The organism is Citrobacter sp. Cpo147 (assembly GCF_030332405.1).
GTDB lineage: Bacteria > Pseudomonadota > Gammaproteobacteria > Enterobacterales > Enterobacteriaceae > Citrobacter > Citrobacter portucalensis.
Genome location: NZ_JAOWHX010000041.1, coordinates 226,223 through 239,416 on the forward strand (window position 1 = coordinate 226,223; position 13,194 = coordinate 239,416).

Annotated in this window: 12 protein-coding genes and 1 other annotated feature; of the genes, 3 read left to right on the top strand and 9 right to left on the bottom strand. The window is 52.9% G+C overall.

What is annotated here, in order from left to right; all coding sequences use genetic code 11:
- Positions 1–149: 149 nt before the first annotated feature.
- Together OGY06_RS21755 and yaaA are read left to right on the top strand one after the other, a co-directional pair.
- Positions 150–1,580, top strand: coding sequence for an alanine/glycine:cation symporter family protein (locus OGY06_RS21755; RefSeq protein ID WP_286605942.1), 1,431 nt, complete (start codon positions 150–152; stop codon positions 1,578–1,580).
- Between the two features lie 77 nt (positions 1,581–1,657).
- Entirely contained in the window at positions 1,658–2,431 is a 774-nt protein-coding gene (gene yaaA / locus OGY06_RS21760) for a peroxide stress protein YaaA (RefSeq protein WP_286605943.1), read from the top strand.
- A gap of 84 nt (positions 2,432–2,515) precedes the next feature.
- Here yaaA and thrC read toward each other — a convergent pair whose 3' ends face one another.
- The 6 genes from thrC to yjjY form a co-directional block, all read right to left on the bottom strand.
- Positions 2,516–3,802, bottom strand: a complete 1,287-nt coding sequence (gene thrC, locus OGY06_RS21765; protein WP_063941079.1) for a threonine synthase — start codon at positions 3,800–3,802, stop codon at positions 2,516–2,518.
- Between the two features lie 3 nt (positions 3,803–3,805).
- A complete protein-coding gene (thrB, locus tag OGY06_RS21770) occupies positions 3,806–4,735 on the bottom strand; it encodes a homoserine kinase (RefSeq protein WP_008786144.1) in 930 nt (309 codons plus the stop codon).
- A gap of 1 nt (position 4,736) precedes the next feature.
- Positions 4,737–7,199, bottom strand: coding sequence for a bifunctional aspartate kinase/homoserine dehydrogenase I (gene thrA / locus OGY06_RS21775; protein WP_003829761.1), 2,463 nt, complete (start codon positions 7,197–7,199; stop codon positions 4,737–4,739).
- 23 nt (positions 7,200–7,222) lie between these two features.
- Positions 7,223–7,349: a sequence feature (Thr leader region), on the bottom strand.
- Positions 7,279–7,344, bottom strand: coding sequence for a thr operon leader peptide (gene thrL / locus OGY06_RS21780; RefSeq protein WP_032337689.1), 66 nt, complete (start codon positions 7,342–7,344; stop codon positions 7,279–7,281). Its footprint overlaps the feature before it by 66 nt.
- A gap of 198 nt (positions 7,350–7,547) precedes the next feature.
- Complete coding sequence (locus tag OGY06_RS21785; RefSeq protein ID WP_213752493.1) at positions 7,548–8,243, bottom strand: tRNA/rRNA methyltransferase; 696 nt, start codon at positions 8,241–8,243, stop codon at positions 7,548–7,550.
- A 399-nt stretch (positions 8,244–8,642) separates the two neighbouring features.
- Entirely contained in the window at positions 8,643–8,783 is a 141-nt protein-coding gene (yjjY, locus tag OGY06_RS21790) for a YjjY family protein (RefSeq protein ID WP_042998021.1), read from the bottom strand.
- A gap of 95 nt (positions 8,784–8,878) precedes the next feature.
- Here yjjY and arcA point away from each other — a divergent pair, with 95 nt between their 5' ends.
- Positions 8,879–9,595 (top strand): two-component system response regulator ArcA, encoded by a 717-nt coding sequence (gene arcA / locus OGY06_RS21795; protein ID WP_001194359.1) that lies wholly within the window; start codon positions 8,879–8,881, stop codon positions 9,593–9,595.
- A gap of 60 nt (positions 9,596–9,655) precedes the next feature.
- On the opposite strand, the gene creD is transcribed toward arcA, so the two are convergent.
- The 3 genes from creD to creB are packed head-to-tail and all read right to left on the bottom strand — an operon-like array spanning position 9,656 to position 13,188.
- A complete protein-coding gene (creD, locus tag OGY06_RS21800; protein ID WP_286605944.1) occupies positions 9,656–11,017 on the bottom strand; it encodes a cell envelope integrity protein CreD in 1,362 nt (453 codons plus the stop codon).
- 57 nt (positions 11,018–11,074) lie between these two features.
- Positions 11,075–12,499 carry a two-component system sensor histidine kinase CreC gene (gene creC, locus OGY06_RS21805; protein ID WP_003829926.1) on the bottom strand — a complete coding sequence of 475 codons (1,425 nt, stop codon included), beginning with the start codon at positions 12,497–12,499 and terminating at the stop codon, positions 11,075–11,077.
- Entirely contained in the window at positions 12,499–13,188 is a 690-nt protein-coding gene (gene creB / locus OGY06_RS21810) for a two-component system response regulator CreB (RefSeq protein ID WP_193134988.1), read from the bottom strand. Before creB ends, creC begins: the two co-directional genes overlap by 1 nt.
- Between the last annotated feature and the right edge of the window lie 6 nt (positions 13,189–13,194).

The window sequence follows — 13,194 nt, forward strand, 5'->3', positions numbered from 1 at the left end:
CTCACAGCCCGTGATGCGCAATTAAAGATATACCCATTGTTATGGTAAACTCCCGCAATCAATCACCTTATAAGGTATATACTGGTCGATAATTGGTAGCGCTTACACGGGATTATTCGCGCTTACCGGCATCAACAAGAGGGATGTTAATGCCTGATTTTTTCTCATTTATTAATGAAATACTCTGGGGATCGGTGATGATCTACCTCCTGCTTGGCGCAGGATGTTGGTTCACCTGGCGTACAGGGTTCGTGCAATTCCGCTATATTCGCCAGTTTGGCAAAAGTCTTAAAAACAGCATCAGCCCGCAGCCGGGCGGTTTAACTTCCTTTCAGGCATTGTGCACCAGTCTTGCCGCGCGCGTCGGTAGCGGAAATCTGGCGGGTGTGGCGTTGGCGATCGCCGCCGGCGGCGCGGGAGCCATTTTCTGGATGTGGGTCTCGGCGGTCATTGGTATGGCAACCTCATTCGCTGAGTGCTCACTTGCCCAACTGTATAAAGAGCGCGACAGCAAGGGACAGTTTCGCGGCGGTCCTGCATGGTATATGGCCCGTGGGCTGGGCATGCGCTGGATGGGCGTGCTGTTTGCCATCTTTTTACTCATTGCCTATGGCCTGATTTTTAACAGCGTTCAGGCGAACTCAGTCTCTCGTGCGCTGGATTTTGCTTTTGATATCCCTCCCCTCTTCTCCGGTATCGCACTGGCAATCGCGTCATTAGTGGTCATCGTCGGCGGCATTAAAGGCGTCGCACGCCTGATGCAATGGTTTGTTCCGATGATGGCGCTGCTGTGGATCGGTTGTAGCCTCGTCATCTGCCTTTGGCATTTCGGACAGCTCCCCGGCATTATCATGACCATCATAAAAAGCGCCTTTGGCTGGCAGGAGGCCGCGGCCGGTGCCGCCGGGTATACGCTGAGCCAGGCTATTGCCAGCGGCTTTCAACGCGGTATGTTCTCTAATGAAGCCGGAATGGGCTCAACCCCGAACGCAGCTGCCTCGGCAGCATCCTGGCCGCCACACCCTGCAGCACAAGGCATTGTGCAAATGATTGGTGTATTGGGCGATACGCTAATTCTTTGTACGGCCAGCGCAATGATCATTTTACTGGCGGGTAATGGCACCACTTATGTGCCAATGGAAGGCATCCAGTTGCTGCAAAGAGCCATGGTCTCGCTGACGGGTGAATGGGGAGCCGGATTCGTGGCTTTTATTGTGATTCTGTTTGCCTTTAGCTCTATCGTCGCCAACTACATTTATGCGGAAAACAACCTCGTTTTCCTGAAGCTGGACAACATGCGCGTCATCTGGCTATTACGTATCGCTACCGTGAGTACCGTTGTTGGGGGAACGTTAGTCAGCTTCCCACTCGTCTGGCAGTTGGCCGACATCATTATGGCTTGTATGGCCATCACTAACCTGACGGCGATTCTGCTGCTTTCTCCGGTTGTCCATACCATCGCCATCGACTATCTGCGCCAGCGTAAACTCGGGGTGCGCCCGGAATTCGATCCGCGCCGTTATCCTGATATCAGACAACAGCTTGCGCCCGATAGCTGGGATGAAACGCCGCGCGAATAGCGCGGCAATCGCAACCATCGATCAATTCAGTCGTTTTTTTTGCTAAAGTCGCAGTAAATTTCCTGCAAGGACTGGATATGCTGATTCTGATTTCACCTGCAAAAACGCTCGACTACCAAAGCCCGCTGGCAACGACACGTCATACGCTGCCCGAGTTGCTGGATCACTCTCAGCAGCTTATTCACGTGGCACGCCAGCTCTCTGCACCGCAGATTGGCAAGCTGATGGGGATTAGCGACAAGCTGGCGGATCTGAACGCCACCCGTTTCCATGACTGGCAGCCTGACTTCACGCCGGACAATGCACGTCAGGCCATCCTGGCGTTTAAAGGCGACGTCTATACAGGGTTGCAGGCTGAAACCTTCAGCGAGGCGGATTTCGACTTCGCTCAACAGCATTTACGGATGCTGTCCGGGCTATACGGCGTTTTACGTCCGTTGGATTTGATGCAGCCTTACCGTCTGGAGATGGGCATTCGTCTGGCCAATGCGAAGGGTAAAGATCTCTACCAGTTCTGGGGAGATACCATCACCGAAAAACTTAACGAAGCGCTGGAAGCGCAAGGCGACAGCGTGGTGATCAACCTCGCCTCGGATGAGTATTTTAAATCCGTGAAGCCGAAAAAACTCAACGCTGAGCTTATCAAACCAGTCTTCCTCGACGAGAAAAACGGCAAGTTCAAAGTCATCAGTTTCTATGCCAAAAAAGCGCGCGGCCTGATGAGTCGCTACATTATTGAGAACCGCTTAACGCAGCCGGAACAATTGACCGCATTTAACAGCGAAGGCTATTTCTTTGATGAAGAAGCATCAGGAAACGGCGAACTGGTATTTAAACGCCACGAGCAATAGTAAAAAGGCCGGATGACGGCTAACGCCTTATCCGGCCTACAGATTTTGTCGGCCCGCTAAGCAAAGCGCCAGCGGGCACAACCATTACCCGCGGGTCATCATCAGCTTACGCAGTTCAGCAAAATCAGCAGGCAGGTGATGAGAAAGCAGCGGCAGATCCGCGCGTTCCGCCAGTTCTTTTGGCAACGCCAGCGTCAGGTCAAGAATCTCTTCAACGCTTTCTTTAAACTTCGCCGGATGCGCAGTACCAAGGAACAAGCCATACTCGCCAGGGTTTAGCTGGTCACGCAGCGCGCGGAAAGCCACCGCCGCATGCGGTTCTGAGGTGTAGCCCATCTCATGTAACTCACGCATCGTGTCCTGAGTCGTGGCATCGTCAACGGCGGCATAACCCAACTCATTCAGACGCCAGATTTTACGGCGGAACAGTTCTTCCACGCGCGGCCAGTTGTTCGGCTGGCTGACATCCATCGCATTCGACAACGTCGCCTGAGTCGCTTTCGGTGCCCACTCACCTTCTGCAAGGAAGCGCGGAACCGTATCATTAACGTTAGTCGCCGCGATAAAACGCTTCACCGGCAAGCCCAGTGATTTCGCCAGCAGCCCGGCAGTCAGATCGCCAAAGTTACCGCTGGGAACGGAAATCACCAGTTGATTACGCGCCTCTTGCGGCAGTTGAGCCACAGCCTCAAAGTAGTAACAGATTTGCGCCAGCAGACGGCTAATGTTAATTGAGTTAGCCGAGTTCAGTCCCAGAGCCACCTTCAGCTCTTCGTCATCAAACGCCTGTTTCACCAGCGCCTGGCAGGCATCAAAATCGCCATCAATAGCCACAGTTTCAATGTTACCGCCCAGCGTACAGAACAGTTTTTCCTGTAATGGGCTGATCTTGCCGTTCGGGTAAAGGATCACCACGCGCACATTTTTCAGGCCATAAAAGGCATGCGCAACGGCCGCCCCGGTATCTCCGGAGGTCGCCGTCAGAATCGTTACCGGTTTGTCGCCACTAATGTGCGTCAGCATCTGCGCCATAAAGCGCCCGCCAAAGTCTTTAAATGCAAGCGTTGGGCCGTGGAACAGTTCCAGACAGCCGACATCCGCGGCAACCTGAGCAACCGGTGCCGGAAAGGCAAATGCCGCACGCACGCGCTCTTCCAGAATTTCCTGAGGGATCTCATCACCAATAAATGCGGACAGGATCTTCGCGCTGCGGCTAACGAAGTCCTGCTTCAGCATCTCATCCACTTCTGTCAGATTGAATTCCGGTAGATCGTGCGGAAAAAACAATCCCTGATTCTTGCCCAGTCCTTGCGTAACAGCCTGTGCAAAGCTGACCTGTTCGTTGTGATCTTTCAGATTATACAGTTTCATTGATTATCCCAGTACCCGTGCGCCCGCCGTGTCCAGCCGGCAAATATGAACAAAGCCTTCCTGATTTTGCAGGTAATTTTTACCCAGCCAATCTGCTACGCGCTGTGCCGTATCCGGCTTATCGCACAAGGCGAACAACGTCGGCCCAGACCCAGATATACCGCTGGCCAGTGCGCCAATTTCGGCTACCGCCTGACGCGCCTGGCTAAAGCCTGGCAGCAAGCGGGTACGATACGGCTCAGCAATGACATCTTTCATCAGCTTCGCGGCCAGAAGAGGCTGACGGGAATAGCAGGCATGGATGAATCCCGCCAGATGCCGCCCGTGAGCGATACAGTCCTGACGGCGATACTGCGCTGGGAGAATCGCCCGCGCTTCAGCCGTCGACACTTTAATCCCTGGATACGCCAGTACCCACAGCCACTCATCAAAGCCTGGCACCTGCTGGCTAATAATGCCGTTTTCTTCAATCATTAACTGCATACCGCCCAAAAAGCACGGGGCGACGTTATCGTAATGAATACTGCCGGAGATACGTCCTTCAAGTTCGCCCATTATCGCTAACAGGCGCGTATCGTTGAGCGGCTTACCGCAATGTTCGTTCATAGCGACTAACGCCGCCACGACGGAACAGGCGCTGGAGCCTAACCCGGAGCCAATCGGCATATTTTTTTCCAGCGTCATCGCCACCGGAACGGTTTTACCCAGCTCCTGGCAGAATCGCTCCCAACACTGGTAGACAATATTTTCACGTGGCTCGGACGGCAGCTTATTGGCAAAGCGCCCAAGGTTGTTCAGGCTAAACTGGTCAGCCGCCTCAACGGACACCACATCACCCAACAGCGAACCATCCACCGGAGTTACCGCCGCACCGAGGACATCAAACCCGACGCTCATATTGGCACTGGAAGCCGGGGCATAAACTCTCACCATGTCAGACTCCTAACTTCCATGAAAGGGTGCGTAGCAGGTCGGCAAAGACGCCCGCCGCCGTCACATCGTTACCCGCGCCATATCCGCGCAGAACCAACGGTAACGGCTGATAATAGTGGCTATAGAACGCCAGCGCGTTTTCACCGTTTTTCACTTTAAACAGCGGATCGTTGCCGTCTACTGCATCAATTTTCACGCGACAAACGCCGTCCTCTTCGATATTGCCAACATAGCGCAATACTTTTCCCTCATCACGGGCTTTCGCCACGCGCGCGGCAAAGACGTCATCCAGCTGCGACAATTTCGCCATAAACGCGGAAACATCACCGGAGTCATCAAACTCTTTTGGCAGGACCGGCTCAATGACAATGTCAGAAAGCTCCAGCTCACGACCGGTTTCACGGGCCAGGATCAGCAGCTTACGCGCCACGTCCGTACCGGAAAGATCGTCACGCGGATCGGGTTCGGTATAGCCCATCTCACGCGCCAGGGTGGTGGCCTGCGAGAAGCTCATGCCTTCATCCAGCTTGCCGAAAATAAACGACAGTGAGCCAGAAAGGATGCCTGAAAAACGTTGCAGTTCATCACCTGCGCTGAGCAGATTTTGCAGGTTTTCAATAACCGGCAGGCCCGCGCCCACGTTGGTGTCGTACAGGAATTTACGACGTGACTTCGCGGCGGCAAAACGCAGCTGATGGTAGTAATCCATCGACGACGTGTTGGCCTTTTTGTTCGGCGTAACCACATGGAAGCCTTCGCGCAGGAAGTCGGCATACTGGTCTGCTACCGCCTGGCTTGACGTACAGTCGACAATCACCGGATTGAGCAGATGGTATTCTTTCACCAGACGAATTAAGCGCCCAAGATTGAAAGGCTCTTTCGCGCTCTCCAGCTCCGACTGCCAGTTTTCCAGATTCAGACCGTGGACGTTGGTCAGCAGCGCCTTCGAGTTCGCCACGCCGCACACACGCAGATCGATATGTTTCTTTTTGAGCCAGGTTTGCTGACGTTTAAGCTGCTCCAGCAGCGCACCGCCCACGCCGCCTACGCCAATCACAAACACTTCAATCACCTGGTCGGTGTTGAACAGCATCTGATGGGTAACGCGTACGCCGGTGGTCGCGTCATCGTTATTCACCACCACCGAAATAGAACGCTCAGACGAGCCCTGGGCGATCGCTACAATATTGATGTTCGCCCGAGCCAGCGCGGCAAAGAACTTCGCCGAGATGCCGCGCAGGGTGCGCATACCATCGCCAACGACCGAGATGATGGCCAGACGCTCAGTCACCGCCAGCGGCTCCAGCAGGCCTTCTTTCAGTTCGAGATAGAATTCATCCTGCATGGCGCGTTGCGCACGCGCGCAGTCGCCCTGCGGGACGCAGAAGCTGATGCTGTATTCAGAAGAGGATTGGGTGATCAGCACTACCGAGATGCCCGCACGCGACATTGCGGCAAAAACGCGCGCCGCCATGCCCACCATACCTTTCATTCCAGGGCCGGAAACGCTAAACATCGCCATGTTATTGAGGTTAGAAATACCTTTTACCGGCAAATCATCGTCATCACTGCTGGCACCGATCAGCGTGCCGGGCGCTTGCGGATTGCCGGTATTTTTAATCAGGCACGGGATCTGGAACTGGGCAATAGGGGTAATGGTGCGCGGGTGCAGCACTTTAGCGCCGAAGTAAGAAAGCTCCATCGCTTCCTGATAAGACATTGACTTCAGCAGTCGGGCGTCGGGTACCTGACGCGGATCGCAAGTATATACGCCGTCGACATCGGTCCAGATTTCACAACAATCGGCACGCAAACAGGCGGCCAGTACGGCGGCAGAGTAGTCAGAGCCGTTACGCCCCAACACCACTAACTCACCTTTTTCATTTCCGGCAGTAAACCCTGCCATCAGAATCATGTGGTCCGCAGGAATACGGCTGGCGGCGATGCGGCGCGTAGATTCGGCGATATCAACGGTAGATTCGAGGTAATGGCCGACAGCCAGCAATTTCTCCACCGGGTCGATGACCGTTACGTTATGCCCGCGTGCTTCCAGCAGGCCGGCCATGATAGCAATCGACATTTTTTCACCACGGCAGATAAGCGCGGCATTGATGCTGTCCGGGCACTGTCCCAGCAGGCTGATGCCGTGCAGGACGTGCTTAATCTGAGCAAATTCTTGTTCAACAAAGGCTTTGAGCTGCGCCAGCGGAAAACCTGGTTGCTCGGCGGCAAGACCCACCAGCAGCTCGGAGAAAATGCGTTCGGCATCGCTGATATTGGCTAAAGCATCCTGACCACCGATGGTCTTCTCAATCATTGCCACCAGATGGTTGGTAATTTTTGCGGGGGCAGAGAGAACGGTCGCGACCTGCCCCTGTCTGGCATTGCTTTCCAGAATATCGGCAACCCGCAGAAAGCGCTCTGCATTTGCCACTGATGTACCGCCGAACTTCAACACTCGCATGGTTTACCTCATTGCCTTTGGTCGAAAAAAAAGCCCGCACTGTTTAGGTGCGGGCTTTTTCTTGTGTTTCCTGTACGCGTCAGCCCGCACCGTTACCTGTGGTAATGGTGATGGTTGTAGTAATGGTGATGCTGATGCGTTTCATGATGTTGTGTGCTCTGTAATTATTTATTATCTGTCCTGTATTCTTTTAGGGTTAAAGTATCTGCTGACCTAAGTCAATAAATTTTTAAATTGATCACATTCCGAAACTTGTTCATGAGCGACTGCTTGCCCTTTTACTTTCAACCAATACAGCATGTCGATCCCACTTGAACCAAGATCAAAACACTACAAAACAAAAATTATTCAACATTTTATTTTGTGATGTTTTTTTTCAATATCATGTAAAAAACGGTGCAACATTGCCGTGTCTCGCTGCCCCAACAGACCCATTCGCTGTTGCAACCAGTCCGTCAGCTTGATGTCGTCAGAAACGTTCAGCGTGGCTAATAAACGCAAAACGCGCGCGCGCAATGCCTGCAGCTGAAGCTCATCCGTCACCTCAACGTTTTTGGCCGGTTGTTGTATTAAACCTGCTAATTGATAGCAATACACCATCACCGCCTGCCCCAAATTGAGTGAAGGATAGTCAGCGACCATCGGTACACCAGTGAGTACATCTGCCAGCGCTAATTCTTCATTGGTCAGCCCCGAATCTTCACGACCAAACACCAGCGCAGCATGTTCCATCCACGTGGATTTCTCCTGTAACAGGGGAACCAGTTCGACCGGGGTGGCGTAATAATGGAACTTCGCCCGGCTACGCGCGGTGGTCGCAACGGTAAAATCAACGTCGTGAAGCGCATCGGCTAACGTTGGAAAAACGTTAATATTATCAATAATGTCACCCGATCCATGCGCGACCCATCGCGTGGCGGGTTCCAGATGCGCCTCGCTGTCAACGATACGTAATTGAGTGAATCCCATGGTCTTCATCGCACGGGCAGCCGCGCCAATATTTTCCGCTCTGGCAGGGGCAACCAGAATAATTGTTAAACGCATTTCGATACTCTTTTTGGTCAGTCTGCAAGTAATAATGTGACGCACATCAACATATTACGCAGCGCAAATTTACATTTTTTTAACAGAAGTCACTGAAAAAGGATTTCGCATCTGGTAAAAAATGCTAAACTATTTCCAAACTGTACTATTGCTTTTTATGTTAACAGAAGTTGTATATCCCTCTGTTTATCCATGATAATTTATTTTAAAATGGATCGCATTGGTTGGATTCATTACATTTATTAATTAGCTCGTGCAACTAGTTGTAATATTGCAATTTTGTGATGAAAGCAAACATTTGGATACGTTGATTTCATCAAACTGTTAACGTGCTACAATTGAACTTGATATATGTCAACGAAGCGTAGTTTTATTGGGTGTCCGGCATGTCTTAGCCTGTTATGTTGCTGTTAAAATGGTTAGGATGACAGCCGTTTTTGACACTGTCGGGTCCAGAGGGAAACTACCCACGACCAAGCTAATGATGTTGTTGACGTTGATGGAAAGTGCATCAAGAACGCAATTACGTACTTTAGTCATGTTACGCCGATCATGTTAATTTACGGCATGCATCAGGCAGGTCAGGGACTTTTGTACTTCCTGTTTCGATTTAGTTGGCAATTTAGGTAGCAAACATGCAGACCCCGCACATTCTTATCGTTGAAGACGAGTTAGTAACACGCAACACGTTGAAAAGCATTTTCGAAGCAGAAGGCTATGATGTATTCGAAGCGACAGATGGCGCGGAAATGCATCAGATTCTCTCTGAATATGACATCAACCTTGTGATTATGGATATCAATCTGCCTGGGAAAAATGGCCTCCTGTTAGCGCGCGAACTTCGCGAACAAGCTAACGTTGCGTTGATGTTCCTGACGGGCCGTGATAACGAAGTCGATAAAATTCTCGGCCTCGAAATCGGCGCAGACGATTACATCACCAAGCCGTTTAACCCGCGCGAACTGACTATCCGTGCTCGTAACCTGCTGTCCCGTACCATGAACCTGGGTACTGTCAGCGAAGAACGCCGTAGCGTCGAAAGCTACAAGTTCAACGGCTGGGAGCTGGACATCAACAGCCGCTCTCTGATTGGTCCTGACGGCGAGCAGTATAAACTGCCACGCAGCGAATTCCGTGCAATGCTTCACTTCTGTGAGAATCCGGGCAAAATCCAGTCTCGCGCAGAACTGCTGAAAAAAATGACCGGTCGCGAACTGAAGCCGCATGACCGTACTGTTGACGTGACTATCCGCCGCATTCGTAAACATTTCGAATCTACGCCGGATACGCCAGAAATCATCGCCACCATTCACGGTGAAGGCTACCGTTTCTGCGGCGACCTGCAGGATTAATTCAATCCTTACAGGTAAAAAAACGGCGCATTATGCGCCGTTTTTCATTTCACCACAGCCCTATTTCCATAAGCGAAACTCGTCACTCTGCGCAGGCTGAGGCTCCGGAATTTCTGTCGGCTTTGGTTTTGGCTGTGCCAGCGAGTGCCAGTCAAGATGACGCGTCAGGAACATCACGCCACACAACGCCACCAACAGCACGCCGGTTCCCAGCAGTAAAGAGCTGTCCTGTGAACGTAGCAGCACCCACATCACCCCATCCAGCCCCAGTAGCGCCACGGTGAACAAAATACTGTTCCGCCAACTCTGTAATATCGCCTGCAGATACACCCCGTTCATCAACGCCCCCACCAGGCTTGCCGTAATCCACGCCGCCGTAAAACCAATGTGCTCAGACAATGCCAGTAGCAGCAGATAAAACATCACCAGCGATAGCCCCACCAGCAGATACTGCATCGGGTGCAGACGCAGGCTGGTCATACTTTCAAGCACGAAGAAAGACATAAAGGTCAGTACAATCAGCAGGATGGCATACTTGGTAGCCCTGTCCGTTAACTGATACTGATCCGCTGGCGTGGCGACGGCAACGCTAAATGCAGGCATTCCCTTCCAGCCAATCTTTTCGCCATCAAAGCGTTCGCCGAGGTTATTCGCGAACCAGCTGCTCTGCCACTGGGACTTAAATCCTGATTCGCTGATTTCGCGCTTCGCCGGGAGGAAATCCCCCAGAAAGTTGGGATGCGGCCAGTTGCTGGTTAAAGTCATTTCACTGTTACGGCCAACCGGAACAACGGAGAAATCTCCTGTTCCGCTCAAATTCAACGACAGCGCCATGCTCAGGTTTTGCTCCGCCCAGCTCGCGTCAGGTAGCGGAATGTGGATCCCTTGAGCCCCTCCATCCAGCCCCGTCCCTGGCTCAACAGCCAGTGATTCCCCATTGATCTGCGGCGCTTGCACCACACCGATCCCGCGCGCATCCCCCACGCCAACCACGATAAACGGTTTGCCGACGCTGACGTTGGGATGGTTTAAATCACGCAAACGTTCAGCGTTAAACTCGGCCTTCACCGAGAGTTCATTGTGCCAGACCTGGCCCTCATAAATGCCGATTTTACGCGCTTCAACGTTCTGATTCCCCTCAACCACCAACGAATCCGGCAGCCAGAAATGGATATAGCTGCGCTTACGCTGGATCTCTTTGCCATCCTCCAGCGAGGTGTAAAGCTCTGTCACCGGAATGGCTATCAACGGCCCGACCATCTTTTGCGGCCCGCTGGTGCTCTGGCGGATAGCAGCTTCGACTTCATCACGATAATCCGATCGCTCAACGATTATCTGCCTGACCATCGTCAGTGGTATTAACAGCAGTATTATGGCGCCGCCTAAGGTGACGATTTTCCAAAACAGGGGTGATTTAAACATAGCGTTCTCCTTTGCAATATCAGCAAGGTAGAACAGCTATGTGCGGAGAATTTGAAGTTATGTGAAGTGACGGTGAAGCGTAAACGAGGCCTGTGCGCCGCCCTCTGGTCGGTTAGATAATGTCACCGTACCTTCATGCAGTCGTGCAACTTCACTGACAAACGCCAGCCCCAAACCGCTGCTCTTGTGTCCATTCTCGCGGGGCAGCGAGTAGAAGCGCTCAAAAATACGCGGCAATGCAAAATCAGGGATGCCGCTACCGCTGTCGGTAACCTGCAATGTGACCCGCTCCTCCTGCTGATGCGCGCTCAGCGTAATCGTCCCGTCCTGTGGCGTGAAGTCGATAGCATTGTCGAGTAAATTCCCCAACGCCTGCTCCAGTAACGCAGGATCGGCAGCGACGCTAAGCGATGAAGGCAAAATGGTCAGCGTGATGTTTTTTGCCGCCAGCTGCACGCTACGCGCCTCTTTGAGCTGAGCAAATAGCGTATCTACCTCCACCGCCGTCAACGTAACGTCCTGTCGATTCTCCAGTCGCGCCTGGCGCAGCAAAGTTTCGACCAGCGCCTGCATACGCGCATTTTGCGTCAGAATATTATCGGTAAAACGCGCTACCACGTTTGGCGGCGGGCCTTCTCGCAATATCTCTGCCGCGCCACGAATGGCCGCCAGCGGACTTTTCAGCTCATGCGTTAACGCGTAGACATACTGCTCAATGTAGTTCTTGCCTTCGAGCTTCAGACGCATACTTTCCAGCGCCTGCGCCAGTTTGCGTAACTCGCTGCTGCCTAAATCAGGCAGTGGGACGGGGCGATTCTCGGTAACGGAGTCGGCATAACGCGCCAGCCGGGCAATAGATCGGTTTATCCACCATACCATCCCGAAGCCAATCACCAGGGCAATGCCCAGCAATACGGCGCTGGCCCACAGCATTCGCCGTTCACTGCGTTTAATCACCGGTGCCATCGCCGCATTTGGTTTGCCGACACTGAGCACGCCGATAATACGCCCACCGTCTACGATCGGCGCGGCAACGTACATCACCGAGCTTTCCGGATCGTTCGGGTTTTGCGGCGTACTGCGGGCGCCATACTCACCACGCAGCGTTAACCACACGTCGTTCCAGCGGGAATAGTCCTGACCGACGGCCTGGTTGGCGGAATCAAACAACACCTTGCCCTGCGCGTCGGTCATGTAGACATGGTATTCGTTACGCACTTTGTTAATGCCACTGATGTTGGCGTTAAATGGGCGGTTATGCAGCTGCGCAAATGCCTGCGCCAGCTTGCCGTTAGCCGGTGAGTCAGAGAGCACGTCATCACGCGCCAGTGCAGCCAGCAGCGTGGCGGTATCAATTAAAGTACCTTCGGTCGCCCGACGGACGCCTGGCTTAATTTCCTGCACAAAGATAGACAGAACAAACCAGGCGGCGACCGCGACAATCAGAAAATAGCCGAGCAGCAAACGCATGCCAATGCGCATCAGCAATTCCTCAGGCTGTATCCCATACCGCGATGTGTATTGATGGGGGAAAGCTCCGGATTGATAGCCCGCAGCTTGGCGCGCAGCGTTTTGATGTGAGTATCAACCGTTCTGTCAAAGGTATCCTGCGCGTCTGCCCAGACTAAATCCATCAGTTGCTGGCGAGAGTAAATACGTCCCGGCGACATCAGCAATGTTTTCAGCAGCAGGAATTCATAACGCGTCAGGTTCAACGGCATGCTGAACCAGGTAATCTGCGCGGCCAGCTCATTAAGTTCAAAATCCCCACAGCGTGTCATCGATGAAGGCGTGGAGAATTTTTGCACCCGCCGCAGCAGCGTACGCACACGAGCGCACACCTCGCGCGGCGAGAAAGGCTTGGCAACATAGTCATCTGCGCCAATTTCCAGCCCCAACAGGCGATCCACTTCATCGCTGCGCGCGGTCAGAAAAAGGATCGGCAGCGCCGGGTGGCGTTCCAGTAAACGTCGGCACAGTTCAAAACCGCTGATATCCGGTAGCCCGACATCCAGAATGATGGCATCAGGGCATTGCTGGCGAGATTTCTCCAGCACGGGAAATCCGCGCTCAAACGCCTCTACGCTAAACCCTTCCTGTTGCAGCATGTAGATAAGCGTTTCAGCGATTCCCTGCTCATCCTCAACCAACCAGATCAACGGCTGTTGCATTGTGCT